This is a genomic window from Mycobacterium shunyiense, from assembly GCF_058270075.1.
In genome coordinates this window covers 648772-665854 of record NZ_JBZDPU010000014.1, presented here as the reverse complement: position 1 = coordinate 665854, position 17083 = coordinate 648772, and the positions used below count along the sequence as shown (strand labels likewise).

The window sequence follows — 17083 nt, the reverse complement described above, 5'->3', positions numbered from 1 at the left end:
GCTTGAGCTTCAATCGAAAACACCGCTGAACAGCAGAAAAGCGCCCACTAGAACACTAGGAGCGCCACATGTGTTCGATATTACGCCGATCCACTGACACGCTGCGGCAGATCGACGAACAGTTCCGCCGAGCCACCGAGCTCTGCCGGAACATGTCGTACCCGGGGAGGACTCTGGCGGCCAAGTACCAGCCAAGTACCAACGGAAGGCCACCTGATGTGCTGGATCTGCGACCACCCCGAGGCAACCAGACAGGACTATCTCGAGTGCCTGCGGGAGAAGACCTTCGAGCGTGGCTGGGCCGTGCAATACGTCGAGCACGACCGCAGGCCGTTCGGCTATACCATCGGGCTCAGCGAGGCGGGGCTACCCGAGTTGCTGATCACCGGGCTGTCACCGCTGATGACGTGGAAGCTGCTGAACACCGTGGCGGAATACCTGGTGGACCAGACCGAACCCGCCCCGGGCGACACCATCACACTGCCCGATGACTGGTTCGCCGAGTTCGTCGAAATCAGCGAGCCCACCGCCCATCTCGGTTTCGCTGTGGAGTTGTGCGGTCGCGATATCCGTGCGCTGCAGATCGTCTGGTATGACCAGCACGGCCACTCACCGTGGTGTTCCGAGTTCAATCGGGGCGGCCTCCGCCAACCTGTTCTCGGCGCACGAGGGCCCCGCGAGACCGCCTGAACATCCTTCTTTCTGCCATGAGTCGATCAATTCCTGCCAACGGAAATTGATCCCCTGAGCTCTCGGTTTACACAGGCATAACCGGCATGAGACAGAGAGAAGCAGGGAAATGAAGAAGTTCGGATTCGCCGTCATCGCTGCCAGCGGATTGGGCGCAGCCGTACTCGGCCTGGCCGCACCGGCCCTGGCCGCCGAGCCCGCTCACACCGCAACCCCCAGCAGCGTCACCATCTCCGCGGGTGTCGACCGGCTCGACTGGCTCGACCGACTGCACCCCAAGCCGATGGTTCCGAAGGTGGACACCACCGTTCGCCACAGCGGCCGCTGACACCGACAACCTAAGCGGGGCTGCCCGGGAAGGGCTGCCCCGCTTTGGTTTTCAAAGAAACGATCAGAACGCGTAGCGGTGATACTGCGCCATGTACCGCAACACCGGAACCGGCTTCATGACGGCCAGCATCATCCGGTAGTACCAGGGCAGGGTGGCGAATACCGGATCGTCGAAGGGCGATTCCCTGGTCAACAGCCGGGTGCCCGGCACCGCCCGCAGGATGTCCTCTGGTTTGTCGATGGCCCAGTGCAGTTTGGCCCCGGATCGACGTACCACGGTATTAACCAGTTGCGCCCTGATGCCGAGCGTGTTGAACGCGTCGAATTGCAGTTCCCCGGAAGGAAATCCGTCGACGATCCGCCGCAGGAGCGCGACGCCGTCCTGCTCGGTGAGGTACATCGTCAGCCCCTCACCGAGCATCAGGGTCGGCCGGTCGGCGGGAATGTCCCGCAGCCAGGCCGGGTCGGTGACCGAGGCGGCGATGACGTGATAGTGCTCGGCTGACGGATACAACTGCTCGCGCAGGTGCGCGACATCGGGGTAGTCGATGTCGTACCACTCGACGCCGGGGCCGGGCTTGATTCGGAAGAACCGGCCGTCCAGACCGCATCCGAGATGCAGCACCACGGCTTCGGGATGCACGGCCAGGAACTGCCGGGTCCAGCGGTCGAAGTGGGCGCTGCGGGTGGTCACCGACGGCGACGTCGCCTCGGTGATCGAGGTGCGGCTCCAGTCGTAGTCGATGCGGTCGGCGATCTCCTTGGCCAGCTGGTCGCCCAGGATCGGGTGGGGCATCCCGGCGTCGAGCGCTTTGGCGTAGAACGTCGCCAGCATGGTCTGCGGAGCCCCGGTGAGGTCGACTTTCAGCTTGTCGGTCATATCGCCAGGTTAGGCCGCAATACGCTTGCCGCCCAGTGGCTTAACACCTCGCGGCGTGGTGTTCAGCTGCTCTTCTGTGCGCGTTTGGCCGCCCGCAGACCCACCCAGAACTTTGCCGCCTCGGCGATCGATTCCTCGACCGGCCTTGGCTGCCAACCGAGTTCACGCACGGCCTTGGAGTGGTCGAGCTCGGCCTCGGCCCGCATCAGCCGCAGGGATTCCAGCGACAACCGCTCATCGGTACCGCGCAGCTTGCCCTTGAGGGTGCCGGCTGCAGCCAGCGCATACGACACGGGTAGCGGGATCGACCGCTGCGGGGGTGCGACGCCGGCGGCCTCGGCGGCCAGCCTGGCCACCTCGGCGTTGCTGATCATCTTCTCCGAGATGAGGTAGCGCTCACCGGGAGTGCCCCGATCGGCGGCCAACAGCATGGCTTGGGCCGCGTCGTCGATACCGACGGCCTCCAGGTCGATGCCGCTCATGACGAACGGCAGCTTGCCGAAGGCCGCTCCGGCGATGATCGCGCCGTGCGGGGTACGGCCCCAGTCACCGCTGCCGTAAGTGGTGGACACGCACATCGCGACGGCAGGCAGACCACGCTCACGCGCGTACTGCAGCACCAGCTCCTCGGCCTGCACCCGGGAGCGCACGTACGGCGTCACCTTTGACACGTCCACGGTGTCGGCTTCGGTGGAGCGCTTGCCACGTTTACGTCCGACGGTGACGTAGCTGCTGGTGTAGACGAACTTGCGCAGGCCTGGGATTTCCGCGGCGACGTCCAGCACGTTGCGGGTGCCCTCGACGTTGGTACGGAACAGCGGTGCCGGGTCGCGCAACCAACCGCGGGCATCGACGACGCAGTGGTAGACGACGTCGCAACCGGTCATCGCCTCGCGCAGGGCCTCGGTGTCGAAGACGTCGCCGTGAATCCGCGTGACGTCGAGGTCATCGATCCCGATGGTGCTCGCATTGGGGCGCACCATGGCCCGGATCTCCGAGCCATCGTCGGCAACGACCAGCTGGCGCAATACATGCGAGCCCAGGAATCCGTTGGCGCCGATGACGAGTTTGGCGCTCATCTGTGCTGTCTCCTCTTCGCGCAAGCGCTCATCGGCCACCCCCGAACTTCTTGAGCCACGCCTCGGCCTCGTCGGTGAGGGTCCCGAGTTCGGCTGCCTTACGGCACCACTTGCGGGCCGCGGAGGCGAACCGCAGGGGGTTGTAGACGTCTTCCTGACGGGACCACAGGCCGTCGCCGGCGTAGGTCAGGATCGAGATGTTGGTGGCGGTGATGATGGTGCCGTCACCGGGATCGCGCATGGGGTTGTCCAGTTCGCAGATGATGCGTCCGGTGGGTTCGTCGATCACCGACCACAGCGACGGGAACGCGGTCATGTAGCTCCCGGGGAAGGTCGTCATGGTATTCCAGATCCAGGGCCGCACCTGCTCGCGGCCCTTCATCGTGCCCACGGCATGTTCGATGTAGTCGACGTCGACGGTGTAGTGGTCGGCCCACACATCCCAGTTCTTGGTCTGCGCGGCCCGGTCGACGGTCTGCTCGAACGTTTCAAAGGCAGCGGCGAGTTCATCGCGGCTGAAAGACCTGCTCGTCACCCCAAAACTAGAACACGTTCTATCGACCTTTGTCGAGACCCGTCACTGCTCCGCCAGCACCTGCCGGGAACCCAGCGGGGCCTGCAGGGCCACCTCGGCCGTGCCGTGCACTGCCAGTGCGATACACATTCGGCCGACGGATTTGGGTGGTGTCCCGCCGCGGAGGTCGATCGTGACGGCATCGGCGGTTTCCTGTGCGACCACGTGGACGCCGAAGCAGTCCGGGGTCCCGGCGGTGAAGTTGACCAGCAGACGTTCCCCGTCACGGCTGAAGGATTCGATCCGGGTCAGGTGCGGGTCGACGATCGCCGGGTTGTCGATGAACAGGGTGCGCGCGGGATCGGGCGGCACCTCCGGCACCGCGACCTGGGACGGATCGGCCGTCGCAGTGGGGCTTCCGGCCAGCAGGAGTAAACCGGCCAGGCCCGCCGTTGCAACTACACGCATGACCACCACGGTAACCACGGAGCACAATGGGGCACATGGGCAATTATTCGAGAGCGATCCTGGCGGGCGGCTGCTTCTGGGGCATGCAGGACCTCATCCGCAAGCAGCCCGGAGTCGTTTCCACCCGGGTGGGTTACACGGGCGGACGCAACGATCACCCGACGTATCGGAACCATCCGGGCCATGCGGAGGCCGTCGAGATCGAGTACGACCCCGCGCAGACCGATTACCGGGCATTGCTGGAGTTCTTCTTCCAGATCCACGATCCCTCCACCAAGGACCGGCAGGGTAATGACGTCGGCACAAGCTACCGGTCGGCGATCTTCTACCTCGACGACGAACAGAAGCGCGTTGCGCTGGACACCATCGCCGATGTGGACGCGTCCGGGCTGTGGCCGGGCAAGGTGGTCACCGAGGTGACGCCTGCCGTCGATTTCTGGGAGGCCGAGCCCGAGCACCAGGACTATCTGGTGCACTACCCGAACGGGTACACCTGCCACTTCCCGCGGGCGGGCTGGAAACTGCCCAAGCGGCAGACCACCGGATAGCGGGTCAGTCCCCCAGCGGCGTGGCGCGGCGACGCACGACCAAGCGCCCACCCGCCGCGGGGGTGTAGGCCACGCCGCGGGAGTGCACTTTCTCCCCCGGTGCGGTGGTGGTCTCGATCTCGAAGTGGCGCAGGACCGTTCGCAGCACCACGTCCATCTCCACGTTGGCGAACACCGCCCCGACGCAGCGCCGGGTGCCGCCGCCGTACGGTAGCCAGCCCAGCCCGGGCCGGCTGCCGACGAATCGCTGCGGGTCGAACCGCTCCGGGTCGGAGAACTCCTTCTCGGCCTCCTGGATCTGCGAGATCGCCACGATCACGGAGTGCCCGCGCGGAATCTCCCACTCCCCCAACCGGATTGACGGGGCGTAGACGTGGCGGCCGGCGAAGTCGATCACGGTGCGGTTGCGCTGCACCTCGAGGATGGTGGCCTGACGGTATTCGTTGCCGTCGGTGGCCGCCTCGGCCTCCAGCTCGGCCAGCACCTTCGGATGCCGACTGATCCGCTCGAAGGCCCAGCCCAGGGTCGACGCCGTGGTCTCGTGCCCGGCGGCCAGCAGGGTCAGTAGCTCGTCGCCGATGTCCTTGCGGGACATGGCCGATCCGTCCTCGTAGGTGCTGCGCAACAACAGCGCCAGGATGTCGTCGCGCTGGTCGAAGTCCGGGTCGGCTTCGACCTTGTCGATGAGCCGGTTGATGACGGCGTCGTACTGCTGGCGGTATCTGGCCAACCGGCCCCACGGGCTGAACCGGCCGAAGGTACGGGTCGGGGTCGGTACCACCACCAGCCGAGAGCCGAGCGTGACCCATGGCGGGATGATGCGGCGTAGCTCGTCGAGTTGTTCGCCGTCGGCGCCGAACACCGCGCGCAGAATCACGTTGAGGGTGATCCGCATCATCGGCTCGAGCGTCTCGAACTCCTGACCCTGCGGCCAGTTCACCGATTCCCGCAGCGTCTCCTCTTCGAAGATCTGCTCGTAGTTCTTGATGCTCTTGCCGTGGAACGGCGGAGTGAGCAGCTTGCGACGGCGCCGGTGGTCTGTGCCGTCGAGGGCGAACACCGACCCGGATCCCAGGATGCGGCTCAAGTTGGGCTGGACGTTGCCGACATCGTCGGTGTTGGCGGCGAAGAGCTGCTTGGCCAACTGGGCGTCGGCGATGATCACCGTGGGCCCGAAGATCGGGAGTTTGAGCTTGAAGACATTCCCCTGACGGCGGGCGATCTGTTTGACCACCCGGCGCCTGGCCAGCATGAAGCCGATGGCCTGCAACGGCTTCGGAACGCGGGCATCGGGCGGCACGCGACCCGGTGTGGTGCTCGCGGTGGACTTCTCGGTGGTCTTCTCAGCTGCTGCCAGCTCGGTCATACCATCTCCAGCCAGGTCCTGGTACCGCTCGGTACCAATGGGTTATGAGGTACGGTACTCCCAGGTACCAGGCAAAGCAAGGGGGTCGGCCATGATGACCTACCGGCTGCGACTTCTCGACGGTCTCGCCGCGGCGATCACCGACAAGGGCTATCGCGAGACCACGGTGGCCGACATCGTCCGCCACGCCCGCACCTCCAAGCGCACTTTCTACGACCAGTTCGGCACCAAGGAGGACGGTTTCCTCGAGCTGCTGCGCGCCAACAACGCCGCCCTCGTCGACGGCATCCAGACCGCTGTCGACCCCGAGGCGCCCTGGCAAGACCAGATCGGGCAGGCCGTGGGCGCCTATGTCGACCACATCGCGTCCGCCCCGGCCATCACGTTGAGCTGGATTCGTGAACTGCCGGCACTGGGCAGCAGAGCTCGACCGCTGCAACGCGCGGCCCTACGCGAACTGACCGATCTGCTGATCGAACTCAGCGGCAGCGCCGGCTTCGAGCGCGCGGGTCTCCCCCGACTCGCCGAGCCGATGGCCATCATCCTGTTGGGCGGGCTTCGCGAACTGACCGCGCTGATCGTCGAGGACGGCAGGGACATCCAGGAGATCTACGGCCCCGCGGTCGCCGCGTCGACGGCGATCATGACTGCGAATTCAGCTCAGCACCAACCGCGCTGACTTCTCCAACCGCTGCGAGATGGCAGCATAGGTCTCGTATCCCATCCCGGCCCACACCAGCGTGCCGGTGTAGAGCAACTCGAGCGCTTCGATCACATCGAGGTCTACTTCGGGCCCGAGTGCCGCGACCAGTCGGCCCCGCACGTCGGCGCCGATGCGCTGGCGCAGGGCGTCCACATCGGGGTCCTTGCCGAGTAGGGCGTTGGTGACCGCACCGGCGAACTCCGGTTCGTCGGCCACCAGCGAGGCGATGTGCCGCAGCACCTCGACCACCCGCGTGGCCGGGTCGGCCGATTCGTGAGCGGCCGGCGGCGCGGCGGAAAGCCTGCGCCAGAACACCTCGGCGACGAGGTGTTCTTTCGATGAGAAGTACGTGTATGCCGTGGCTGCTCCGACCCCGGCCTCGGCAGCCACCCGGCGCACGGACAGTCCGGCGAATCCGTCCCGGGTGATCAGCTGTAATGCGGCCTTGCCCAGGCGCTCGACAGTATCGGCCTGCCGTGCACTCAGACGGCGGCGCGTCGACTCCAGAGCCGTCTCGGACACGTGTCCGGACGCTACTACAACCGCCTGAGGCCAGCAACGGTAGGTTGGGCATTCATGAGCACCGCTGACACCGCCCTGCCGCCCCGCGCCGAGCGTCTCTTCACCCTCGCCGAGCAGGTCATCGGCTTCATGCCCGCCGACGAGGGTCGTGCGCTCTACGACGCCGGGGTGCGTTACCTCGACGGTGGGGTCGGAGTGGAGATCGGCACCTACTGCGGCAAGTCGACGGTGATGCTCGGCGCGGCCGCGCAGGAGACCGACTCGGTCCTCTATACCGTCGACCATCACCACGGCTCGGAGGAGCACCAGGTCGGCTGGGAGTACCACGACACCACCATGGTCGACCCGGTCACCGGGTTGTTCGACACGCTGCCCACCATGCGCCACACCCTGGATGCCGCGGGGTTGGACGAGCATGTGGTGGCCGTGGTCGGCCGTTCACCCGTGGTGGCACGGGGCTGGCGAATGCCGTTGCGGCTGTTGTTCATCGACGGCGGCCACACCGAGGAGGCCGCACAGCGGGACTTCGACGGCTGGGCCCGCTGGGTCGAGGTCGGCGGCGCGCTGATCATCCACGACGTGTTCCCCGACCCGAACGACGGCGGCCAGGCGCCGTTCCACATCTACCAGCGTGCGCTGGCCACCGGCGCCTTCGACGAGGTCGCCGCGATGGGTTCGATGAGGGTCCTGGAGCGGACCTCGGGCGAGCCGGGTCAGCTGGACTAGCGGTCGCCGGCCTTCCCGCCGACGCACTCACAGTCGTACTCGCCCTCCAGGCCACGCGGTAGTCCGACACCCCGGAAGATGCCGCTCGCCGCGGTGGTCTGCGACAGCGCGTCGGCGGCCAGGATCATGGCCGCTCCGGTCCAGGTGGTGCGCTCCTCGGGCCAGCGCTTGCCGTCAGCGAAAACCAGCCCGGTCCAATAGGATCCGTCATCCTCACGCAGGTGCTGCATGGCCGCGAACTGTTCGTGCGCCCTCCGGGTGTCACCGATCGCGTCCAGTGCCATCACCAGCTCGCACGTCTCAGCGCCGGTGACCCAGGGCCGGTGGTCGACGCACCGGATGCCGAGCCCGGGCACGACGAAGTCATCCCAACGATCGTCGATCCGCGTTTGGGCAGCCGCCCCACTCAGGGCGCCGCCCAGCACCGGGTAGTACCACTCCATCGCGTGGGTGTCCTTGGCGGAGAACGCTTCTGGATGCGCAGCGATGGCGTGCCCGAGCCGCCCGACGGCAACCTCCCATTCGGGCTGAGGATCGTCGAGGTAATCGGCGAGCGCCAGCCCGCACCGGATGCTGTGGTAGACGCTCGCGCAGCCCGTCAGCAGTGCTTCCTCGACCGGACCCGCGGGACTTGCGGCCCAGTAGATCTCACCACCGGATGCTTGGAGACCCAGCACAAAGTCCAGCGCCCGGGTCACCACCGGCCACATCAACTCGGCGAAGGACCGGTCCCCGGTGATCAGCACGTGGTGCCAGACGCCGGTGGCCACGTACGCACAGAAGTTGCTGTCGCTGTTGGCATCCTCGATGACGCCGTTGCGCAGTTGGATCGGCCAGGAACCATCCGCACGCTGCACGGTGCGGCACCAGTCGAACGCCGCCCGGGCCGGTTCGATCAGGCCGGCCACGGTCAGCGCCATGGCGTTCTCGACGTGGTCCCACGGATCGGTGTGGCCGCCGTCGAACCACGGCAGGGCCCCTGAGGACTCCTGGGTCGCGGCGATCGACCGTGCCGTCTGTACGCAGTCGTCTGGTGTCAAAACTCCGGGCACACCGGGGATCTCAGGCAGGAGCACAGCGGAGGCCTACCCGTTGTATTCCGGCTTGCGGAAGTAGAGTGCCACGCTCTTGCCGATCACCGGGTTCAGCAGCGACTCGGCGGTGCGGGTCAGCCAGGGCCGACCCATCATGTCCCACACCAGCAGCTGGTGATACGCCTTGACCGCGAAGTGGTCGTTCTTCTCGGTGCCGACAAGACATTTGAGCCACCAGTACGGCGCGTGCAGAGCGTGCTCGTGGTGCGTGTGGGTGAGTTTGAGCCCGTGCGCCAGGACCTTGTCGCGCAGCTCGTCGGCCTTGTAGATGCGGATGTGTCCGCCCTCGTTGGCGTGGTACTCATCCGACAGCAGCCAGCACACCTTCTCCGGGAGCCAGCGCGGCACGGTGATGGCCAGGGAACCACCGGGTTTGAGAACACGTACCAGTTCGGCGATGGCCTGCTCGTCCTGCGGGACGTGCTCCAGGATCTCCGAGGCGATGACGCAGTCGAAGCTGGCGTCGGTGTAGGGAAGGTCGAGCGCGTCACCCTTGACGGCCTCACCCTTGGCCGACAGCGGAACCTCGCCCTCTGCCCGCATGGCCTGCAGCATGGTGTCGACGTCGTTGAGGTCGGACGCACTCTGGTCGAAGCCGATCACCGATGCTCCGCGCCGGTACGCCTCGAATGTGTGCCGGCCCGCGCCGCAGCCGACGTCGATCACCGTGGTGCCCGGTCCGACACCGAGACGATCGAAATCGACGGTCAGCATGAAGTCACCTTTCCTTCTCCTGCTCCTCGCGTGCGCAGCCCAACCCGCTCACGGGCCATCTCGTACACCGATACCGTCTGTGCGGCAACCGATTCCCAACTGAAGACGTCGAGCGCCCGCTGTCGTCCGGCGGCGCCGAGTCTGCGCCGTTCCGACGGCGAGTCGAGCAGTTCACCCAGGACGGCGGTCAGCTCGTCGACGTCGGCGGGGCGCACCAACCGGGCGCAGGCACCGTCGTCACCGACCACCTCGGGCAGTGCCCCCGCGCGGCTGGCCACGATCGGGGTTCCGCTGGCCATGGCCTCCACGGCGGGCAGCGAAAAGCCTTCGTAGAGCGACGGGATGCAGGCCACTTCGGCGGAGGCGAGCAGCGCGGCGAGTTCCTCATCGCTCAGCCCGCTGGAGCTGTGCACGATGTCGGAGATACCGAGCTCGGCAATGAGTTTCTCGGTCGGCCCGTTCGGTTCGAGCTTCGACACCAACTGCACGTCGAGATCGCGGGCCACCCGCAGCCGGGCCACCGCATGCAACAGATTGCTGACCCCCTTGAGCGGCACATCGGCGCTGGCGATCGCGATGATCCGTCCGCTCACCCGGTGCTCGGCAGGTTTGAACAGTTCGGTGTCCACGCCCAACGGCACGATGTGCAGCTGATCCGGCGCCACCCCGAAGTCCTCGGCGATATCTGCCGCCGAGGACGACGACACGGTGAGCAGCTCGGGGATCCTGCGGGCCACCTTCTTCTGCATCTCGGCGAACCCGTACCAGCGCCGAACCAGCGGTTTGCGCCACCACTTGGCCGCGGCGATCTCGACGACCCGGTCACGCGTGATCGGGTGATGCACCGTGGCCACGACGGGCAGGCCGCTGTCGGCGATCTTCAGCAGTGCCGAGCCCAGGCTCTGGTTGTCGTGGATGACGTCGAATTCGTCGCGGCGCTCGGCCAGAATCCTGGCGACCCGCATGGTGAAGGTCCGCGGCTCGGGGAACCCGGCACTCCACATGGTGGCCAGTTCCAGGGCGTCGATACCGTCGCGGATCTCACTGGGCCGGGGCACCCGGAACGGGTCCGGCTCGCGGTAGAGATCGAGGCTGGGGACCTTGGTGAGCTTGACCCGGGGGTCCAGGCCCTCGGGGTAGGGCTGGCCGGAAAAGACCTCGACGTCGTGGCCGAGTTCGGCGAGCCCGCGGCTCAGATAGCGCACGTAGACGCCCTGGCCCCCGCAGTGAGTCTTGCTCCGATAGGACAGCAACGCGATACGCATAATCAGATCACCCGACGGCCGAAATCGTGCTGAGCTGGGAATACACGCTCACGCGTCGACTCCGAACCCTCTGGACATGTGTCCAGACTATAGTTTGACCTGCTAGCCAACGCAACGCGTCGGCCGGCGGTCAGCCGGGAGGAAAGCCGCCCGTGGCAACCGGGCCCCAGCGCACCGGCGTGACCCGGATCAGGCACTTGCCCTGGTCCACCATCGCCTGCCGGTACTCATTCCAGTCCGGGTGCTCACCCGCCACCGCACGGAAGTAGTCGACCAGCGGTTCCACCGCGTCAGGCAGTCCGATCACCTCGGCGTCACCGTCGACTTGCACATACGGACCATTGAACTCATCGGACAGCACCGTCACGCTGGCCCGGGGCGTACGCCTGAGGTTGGCCGCCTTCGCCCGCTGCGGATAGCTCGCGATTACGATGCGCCCCTGCTCGTCTACCCCACCGGTCACCGGCGACGTCTGTAGCGAACCGTCGGCCCGGAAGGTGGTCAGCACCATGTGGTGCCTGGGGCGCACGAAGTCCAGGAGTTCGTCGATCCCTACGGCGTCAGCGGTCGCGTACTTTCTGGTCATGGTTCGACGGTAGGACAAAGGCGAAGGGCCGTGGGAAACCCAGCCCGGTCAACCGCGCGCCGCGGAGCGCCTCGATCTCGACCGGCAGCACCATGCCCGACGACGGTTCGTAGCACTCCAGAACCTCAGGGCCCTCGCCGACGAGCAACACCCAGTGCCGTGGGATGCCGCGCTCGCCGATCAGCATCGCCACCGGCCACCCCTCGGCGACCGCAGTTCGCACGTCCGACAACGAGTCGCGGGTACCCCGAAATCGCCGCCACCGGTATGCCACTCCACGTTTCGTGCTGTGATCGGTCAATGCGCGGGCCATACCCGCAGGTGTGGTCCCGAGCTGTCGCGGCCAGATCCGGTTGACAGCGGCGTGAATTCGCCCCTGCTCCGCAGCGAACCAGGTGTGCCCCTCGGGGCTCAGCAACTCCGCACGATACGTGTGATCCAGCAGGGCGCCGGCCACCACCGCCACGGTCGGGCCGCACGTGACCCCGTCGCGCTGCCGTAGCCGCAAGGCCGCCAGTTTGCCTGGCTTCACACAGATCCGGTCATCGGAGCGATCAATTTCTGCCATCGGAATTAAAGCGTCTGAACTGCCGGTTCTTACCGGTACATGGCAGCGTAAGCGACTATCGGAAGTAAGGACACTCCAGTGCGAAACACCATCGGAAACTCTCGGATCGTCGCCGCGGCGCTGGGCGTTGCGGTGGCCGCGATCATTGGTTCGGCGGGGGTGGCCTCGGCTGCGCCCAACGGCCCCAGCAATGCCCAGCAGACCATCAAAGAGCTGCAATCGCAGGGTTACACGGTGATCGTCAACCGCGTGGGCTCGTCGCCGCTGGATCAGGCGTCCGTCGTGGCCGTGCGCCCGGGCCCCAACTTCAGCCGCACCGACACTCTCAGCGCGGTCACGCAGCGCACGGTTTACGTCGACGTCAAGTAGCAGACAGCCACCGCCGTCGGCGCTGATAATGATGCGATGGCAGTGAAAGTGGCGGACCTGCTCGGCAGCGAGTTGGGTGCTTTGCGATATCAGCCAACGCCCAAGCGAATTCGGATCTGTCTCGGCGGTGAGCCGGTGGCCGACACCAGCGAAGCTGTGCTGGTCTGGGAGCCACGGCGGGTGGTCCCGACATATGCGGTGCCGCGCTCTGCGCTGACGGCGCAACTCGTTCCGGCCGGCGGGGATGTCGGGGACGACGAGATCCCCGGCTTCCTCGATCCGTCGGTGCCGTTCACCGCGCACACCTGTCCGGGCACGGCGTTCGACGTCATCGCCGGTGAGGAAACCGGGGCCGCCGCAGCGTTCCAGCCGGACGACCCGGAGCTGACCGACTACGTGATCCTGGACTTCGCGACGTTCGAATGGCGTGAAGAGGATGAGCCGATCGTCGCGCACCCGCACGACCCGTTCCACCGGATAGACGTCCGGCGCAGCCGCCGACGTATCCGCATCGAACTCGACGGGAAGTTGCTGGCCGAATCCTGCAGTCCCATGCTGCTATTCGAGACCGGACTGCCCACCCGCCGCTACCTTCCCCGCGAAGACGTGCTGGCCGTTCTCGACGTCAGCGACACCGTCACCTACTGTGCGTACAAAGGCCGGGCCACCTACTATTCACTGCCCGGCGGGCCTGCCGATGTCGCGTGGGCCTATCACGAACCACTGATCGAGGCGGTGCCGGTCCGCGACCACATCTGCTTCTTCGACGAGCGGGTCGACGTATTCGTCGACGGTGAACGGATGGATCGTCCCGTCACGGCATGGAGCTGACGGCGCAGGACTGACGGAACGTCTGTTTGCAGCCGCCTGGTTCTGGCAACATCTGACACCGACACCAATGTCAGCTGACCGGAGGTCGTGATGGGCCCATCGGACGTCACGCTCACCGCGGCCGCCGGGACAGAGGGCGGAGGTGCCGCACTCGATCAGGTGATCGGGATGTCGGTGGTCGCCCTGATCGTCACGGTCGCGCTGCTGTGGATCGGCTATCTGCACCGCAACCGGCGCATCACCTGGCTGAACAATTTCGCCGAATGGCTGGGCCGCAAGTTCCACCGGCCGCCGTGGGTGGCGCTGCAGGTGTTCCTGTTCACCGCGACGATCATCTGCGCGCTGTTCGGTTTCATCTGGGACGTCAGCCTGCACATCGGCAAGGGGCGCGATGCCGGCCCGCTGGCCAACCCCGCACACTATTTCATCCTGATCGGCCTGTTCCTGCTGTTCATCGCCGGGTCGATGGCCATCGTGCTGCCGTATGACAAGCCCGGTCCGGCCGCCATCCGGATCACCCGTACCTGGTACGCCCCGGTCGGCGGTGTGCTGATGGCGCTGTGCGGGCTGTACGCGCTCATCGGTTTCCCGCTCGACGACATCTGGCACCGGATCTTCGGGCAAGACGTCACTCTCTGGGGCCCAACCCATTTGATGCTCATCGGTGGGGCCGGGTTGTCTCTGATAGCCGTGCTGTTACTGGAACACGAGGGCCGGGTGGCCATGGGCCCCGACGGCATGGCCGAGGACAGCAAGTTCAACAAGTTCCTCTACTTCCTGTCCTTCGGCGGCCTGTTCATCGGGCTCTCGGTGTTCCAGATCGAATACGACTTCGGCGTCGAGCAGTTCCGCCTGGTGCTGCAGCCGATGATGATCGCGGCCGCGGCGGCCTTTGCCGCGGTCGCGGCACGCCTGGTCCTCGGCCCGGGTGCCGCGCTGATCGCCGCCGCGTTCGCGATCGCGCTGCGCGGCGCCGTGGCCTTCGTCGTCGGTCCGGTCCTGGGCGCGCCGATCAGTTGGTTCGCGCTCTACCTGGGTCCGGCACTGGTGGTCGAACTCATCGCACTGACCCCACTTGTGAAGCGCCCCATCCTGTTCGGCGCGGTGGCCGGTCTCGGTGTGGCCACCGTCGGACTCTGGCTGGAATCGTTGTGGATCGGCGCGGTCTACCACTATCCGTGGCCCACCAGCATGTGGGGTGAGGCGCTGGCGATGGCGATCCCGGTCGCCATCGCGATGGGCCTGTGCGGCGCGCTGCTGGCCCTGGTCCTCACCGGGCAGCCGTTACCCCGGCCCGCAGTCGGAATCTCCATCGTAGTGCTCACCGTCCTGGTGATCGGCGGTGCGGTGGCCAACGGATTGCGCACCGAAGTTCCGCAAAATGCCACTGCCACCGTCACTTTGACCGATCTCCCGGCCCAGAACGGGCAACGCATGGCCTCGGCCGATGTCCAGATCACCCCGGCCGACCTGGTCAGTGACAACCCCGAGTGGGTGTCGATCCTGGCATGGCAGGGCGGTCTGGCAAACGATCGCGGTCTGATGATCAACCGGCTGGAGCAGGTGGGCCCCGGGCACTACCGCTCGACACAGCCCATCCCGGTATCCGGGAAATGGAAGACCCTGCTGCGGGTGCAGGACGGAACCACCATGGCCGGCGTGCCGATCTTCCTGCCCGCCGACCCGGGCATCGGTGCCCCCGAAACCCCGGCACTCGCCTCCAGCAACCGGGAGTTCGTGCAGGAGATCGAGATCCTGCAGCGCGAACGCAATCTCGATCATCCGTCTTGGCTGTACAACGCGGCTTCGCTGGTTGTCCTGGTGTGCACCCTGATCCTGATCGCCGGGCTGACCTGGGGCGCGGGCCGGATCAACGCCAGGGAGCTGGCCGCGGGCCGTGAACCCGCCGGGCTCACATGACGTATCAGGCCGACCACACGCTGCTGCTGGCATTGCCGGCGTTTGCTCCGGCCGTGGTCGTGGTGGGCGTCGTGGTGTATGTGGCGATGCGGGACAGGCGCCGCGGACAGGACAGCGACGCGAACCAAGACGACGTTCAAGGTGAAGGTACGGACTCCTCAGGCGAAGATGGTTCACCGTGATCAACCTCAAATGCAGTGTCATCGTCCTGGCGTCCGCTCTCGCCCTGGTGACGGCCGGCTGTGGCGGCTCCGGCGAGTCCGAGAAGACCGACGGCTCAGCCGGTTCGGCCACTCCTTCGGTCACCACAGTGAACCCGTCGGACATGACCAACGAGCAGCAGGCACCTGCCCGGCTGCTGATCGACGTCACCATCAAGGGCGGGGAGGTCACCCCGACCAACGAGCGGGTGCAGGGCAAGGTCGGCGAGCCGATCGTGGTGCGGGTCAACAGCGACGCCACCGATGAGCTGCACGTGCACTCCAACCCCGAGCACAGCTTCAAGATCGAGGCCCGCAACGGTCAGCAGTTCCAGTTCACCGTCGATGTGCCCGGCACGGTCGACATCGAACTGCACCACCTGAACCGCACGATCGCCAGCGTGCAAGTACAGCAGTGACGTCCGGGTCGACCGCGGTACTGGCCCATGGTCTGGGCGGTTCGACCGATCTCCCGATCCCGTACACCTATGCGCTGATCGGTGCGGCGTGGACGCTGACGTTCACCTTCGCGGTGGTGGCACTGGCCTGGCGTCGGCCCAGATTCGATCCGGGCAAGCCGGGCCTGCCACTGCCGTCCTGGGTGACGACGGCCGTCGACGCCGCCGTGACGCGCTGGGTGGTGGGCCTGCTCGCGCTCGCCCTCACCGGTTGGGTGGCCTACACCGGCTTCGCCCGGGCGGCGGGCGCCAATCCGCTGCCGGGTGTCTTCTACGTCCTGCTGTGGGTTGGGTTGGTCGCGGCGTCGGTGCTGTTGGGCCCGGTGTGGCGGCTCATCTCTCCGGTCCGGACGCTGTACCGCTTCATACCTGTCGCCGCCCGGCGCCACTACCCCGAGCGGCTCGGCTACTGGCCGGCCGCCGCGGGGTTGTTCGCGTTCGTATGGCTGGAGTTGGCCAGCCCGGACCCGGGATCGGTTGTGGCGATTCGCAACTGGCTGTTGGTCTACCTGGCGGTGACACTCGCCGGAGCATTGTGCTGCGGTCCGCGCTGGCTGGAGAGCGCCGACCCGTTCGAGGTGTACAGCACGGTGGCATCGAAGCTTTCGCCGGTGCGCCGCCTCGACGGCCGGTTCGTGCTGGGCAACCCGTTCGATCACCTGCCGTCGCTGACGGTGCGGCCGGGGCTGGTCGCCGTGCTGGCGGTGCTCCTGGGATCCACCGCGTTCGACAGCTTCTCGGCGATGCCGCAGTGGCGCAACTTCGTCGACGCACATTCGGGATCACCACTGGGCTCCAGCGCGATCCGGACCGTGGGCCTGCTCGTGTTCGCCGCCACGGTGGCGGTCACGTTCTGGGCGGCCACCCGCACCACCGGCGGGGTCGACCGCCGGCTGCGCCGCCAATTGCCCGGGCTCATGGCGCACTCGCTGATCCCGATCGTCATCGGCTACGTGTTCGCGCACTACCTGTCATATCTGGTCGAGCGGGGCCAGCAGACGGTGATCCTGCTCTTCGGGCTCCACGACGTCCAGGTCAGCTACTTCCTGTCCGGTCATCCGACGCTGTTGGCCACCCTCAAGGTCGGGTTTGTGCTCGCCGGTCACGTGGCCGGGGTGATCGCGGCGCATGACCGGGCCCTGCGCCTGCTGCCGAAACAGCACCAGCTGACCGGCCAACTCGCGACGATGCTGGTGATGGTCGGCTACACCTTCACTGGTCTTTACCTGCTGTTCGGCGGGTAGCGTCGGGA

At 66.5% G+C, this 17083-nt stretch carries 22 protein-coding genes; 11 read left to right on the top strand and 11 right to left on the bottom strand.

Translation table 11 applies throughout. From position 1 onward, the window contains the following. Positions 1-216: 216 nt before the first annotated feature. Both AC4ELH_RS14220 and AC4ELH_RS14215 read left to right on the top strand, forming a co-directional pair. Positions 217-690 carry a DUF4262 domain-containing protein gene (locus AC4ELH_RS14220; RefSeq protein WP_064958517.1) on the top strand — a complete coding sequence of 158 codons (474 nt, stop codon included), beginning with the start codon at positions 217-219 and terminating at the stop codon, positions 688-690. 109 nt (positions 691-799) lie between these two features. Beyond that, entirely contained in the window at positions 800-1018 is a 219-nt protein-coding gene (locus tag AC4ELH_RS14215) for a hypothetical protein (RefSeq protein WP_055118792.1), read from the top strand. Between the two features lie 63 nt (positions 1019-1081). Here AC4ELH_RS14215 and AC4ELH_RS14210 read toward each other — a convergent pair whose 3' ends face one another. From AC4ELH_RS14210 to AC4ELH_RS14195, 4 genes are all read right to left on the bottom strand, one after another. Next, on the bottom strand, positions 1082-1900 hold the full coding sequence (locus AC4ELH_RS14210) for a class I SAM-dependent methyltransferase (protein WP_448444763.1): 819 nt from the start codon (positions 1898-1900) through the stop codon (positions 1082-1084). A gap of 62 nt (positions 1901-1962) precedes the next feature. After that, positions 1963-2979, bottom strand: a complete 1017-nt coding sequence (locus AC4ELH_RS14205) for an NAD-dependent epimerase/dehydratase family protein (protein ID WP_463791787.1) — start codon at positions 2977-2979, stop codon at positions 1963-1965. Between the two features lie 28 nt (positions 2980-3007). Further along, positions 3008-3514, bottom strand: coding sequence for a nuclear transport factor 2-like protein (locus tag AC4ELH_RS14200; RefSeq protein WP_498885016.1), 507 nt, complete (start codon positions 3512-3514; stop codon positions 3008-3010). 42 nt (positions 3515-3556) lie between these two features. After that, positions 3557-3961, bottom strand: a complete 405-nt coding sequence (locus AC4ELH_RS14195) for a hypothetical protein (RefSeq protein ID WP_498885014.1) — start codon at positions 3959-3961, stop codon at positions 3557-3559. Between the two features lie 35 nt (positions 3962-3996). Between AC4ELH_RS14195 and msrA the strand changes: the two genes are divergently transcribed. Beyond that, complete coding sequence (msrA, locus tag AC4ELH_RS14190; RefSeq protein WP_064886567.1) at positions 3997-4509, top strand: peptide-methionine (S)-S-oxide reductase MsrA; 513 nt, start codon at positions 3997-3999, stop codon at positions 4507-4509. Between the two features lie 4 nt (positions 4510-4513). On the opposite strand, the gene AC4ELH_RS14185 is transcribed toward msrA, so the two are convergent. After that, the gene (locus AC4ELH_RS14185) at positions 4514-5875 is read right to left on the bottom strand and encodes a cytochrome P450 (RefSeq protein WP_498885012.1); all 1362 of its coding nucleotides are present in this window, start codon (positions 5873-5875) and stop codon (positions 4514-4516) included. 91 nt (positions 5876-5966) lie between these two features. Here AC4ELH_RS14185 and AC4ELH_RS14180 point away from each other — a divergent pair, with 91 nt between their 5' ends. Then, positions 5967-6554: a TetR/AcrR family transcriptional regulator gene (locus AC4ELH_RS14180; RefSeq protein ID WP_064886566.1), complete on the top strand. Its 588-nt coding sequence runs from the start codon at positions 5967-5969 to the stop codon at positions 6552-6554. Here the strand turns inward: AC4ELH_RS14180 and AC4ELH_RS14175 are convergent. Further along, on the bottom strand, positions 6531-7100 hold the full coding sequence (locus AC4ELH_RS14175) for a TetR/AcrR family transcriptional regulator (protein ID WP_498885010.1): 570 nt from the start codon (positions 7098-7100) through the stop codon (positions 6531-6533). The genes AC4ELH_RS14180 and AC4ELH_RS14175 overlap by 24 nt on opposite strands. Positions 7101-7154: 54 nt before the next feature. Between AC4ELH_RS14175 and AC4ELH_RS14170 the strand changes: the two genes are divergently transcribed. Beyond that, positions 7155-7826: a class I SAM-dependent methyltransferase gene (locus AC4ELH_RS14170; protein ID WP_498885008.1), complete on the top strand. Its 672-nt coding sequence runs from the start codon at positions 7155-7157 to the stop codon at positions 7824-7826. Here AC4ELH_RS14170 and mmpH read toward each other — a convergent pair. The 5 genes from mmpH to AC4ELH_RS14145 form a co-directional block, all read right to left on the bottom strand. Next, a complete protein-coding gene (gene mmpH, locus AC4ELH_RS14165) occupies positions 7823-8878 on the bottom strand; it encodes an MMP endo-(1,4)-3-O-methyl-alpha-D-mannosidase (RefSeq protein WP_498885006.1) in 1056 nt (351 codons plus the stop codon). The genes AC4ELH_RS14170 and mmpH overlap by 4 nt on opposite strands. A gap of 33 nt (positions 8879-8911) precedes the next feature. Next, positions 8912-9634, bottom strand: coding sequence for a class I SAM-dependent methyltransferase (locus AC4ELH_RS14160; RefSeq protein ID WP_463791782.1), 723 nt, complete (start codon positions 9632-9634; stop codon positions 8912-8914). Beyond that, complete coding sequence (gene manT / locus AC4ELH_RS14155; RefSeq protein WP_064886562.1) at positions 9628-10899, bottom strand: MMP alpha-(1->4)-mannosyltransferase; 1272 nt, start codon at positions 10897-10899, stop codon at positions 9628-9630. The genes AC4ELH_RS14160 and manT overlap by 7 nt, the downstream gene beginning before the upstream one ends. Before the next feature lie 130 nt (positions 10900-11029). Next, positions 11030-11485, bottom strand: a complete 456-nt coding sequence (locus tag AC4ELH_RS14150; protein WP_498885003.1) for a PPOX class F420-dependent oxidoreductase — start codon at positions 11483-11485, stop codon at positions 11030-11032. Then, positions 11460-12017, bottom strand: a complete 558-nt coding sequence (locus tag AC4ELH_RS14145; protein WP_498885053.1) for a hypothetical protein — start codon at positions 12015-12017, stop codon at positions 11460-11462. The genes AC4ELH_RS14150 and AC4ELH_RS14145 overlap by 26 nt, the downstream gene beginning before the upstream one ends. A gap of 141 nt (positions 12018-12158) precedes the next feature. On the opposite strand from AC4ELH_RS14145, the gene AC4ELH_RS14140 reads away from it, so the two are divergent. From AC4ELH_RS14140 to AC4ELH_RS14115, 6 genes are all read left to right on the top strand, one after another. Next, positions 12159-12422, top strand: coding sequence for a hypothetical protein (locus AC4ELH_RS14140; RefSeq protein WP_088304506.1), 264 nt, complete (start codon positions 12159-12161; stop codon positions 12420-12422). A gap of 36 nt (positions 12423-12458) precedes the next feature. Then, complete coding sequence (locus tag AC4ELH_RS14135; RefSeq protein ID WP_498885001.1) at positions 12459-13253, top strand: DUF427 domain-containing protein; 795 nt, start codon at positions 12459-12461, stop codon at positions 13251-13253. A gap of 90 nt (positions 13254-13343) precedes the next feature. Beyond that, the gene (locus AC4ELH_RS14130; RefSeq protein WP_064886574.1) at positions 13344-15173 is read left to right on the top strand and encodes a hypothetical protein; all 1830 of its coding nucleotides are present in this window, start codon (positions 13344-13346) and stop codon (positions 15171-15173) included. Then, positions 15170-15355, top strand: coding sequence for a hypothetical protein (locus AC4ELH_RS14125; RefSeq protein WP_064958525.1), 186 nt, complete (start codon positions 15170-15172; stop codon positions 15353-15355). The genes AC4ELH_RS14130 and AC4ELH_RS14125 overlap by 4 nt, the downstream gene beginning before the upstream one ends. Then, positions 15352-15792 carry a hypothetical protein gene (locus AC4ELH_RS14120; RefSeq protein ID WP_064886558.1) on the top strand — a complete coding sequence of 147 codons (441 nt, stop codon included), beginning with the start codon at positions 15352-15354 and terminating at the stop codon, positions 15790-15792. Before AC4ELH_RS14125 ends, AC4ELH_RS14120 begins: the two co-directional genes overlap by 4 nt. After that, positions 15789-17075: a hypothetical protein gene (locus AC4ELH_RS14115; protein WP_448444741.1), complete on the top strand. Its 1287-nt coding sequence runs from the start codon at positions 15789-15791 to the stop codon at positions 17073-17075. The genes AC4ELH_RS14120 and AC4ELH_RS14115 overlap by 4 nt, the downstream gene beginning before the upstream one ends. Positions 17076-17083 lie beyond the last annotated feature (8 nt).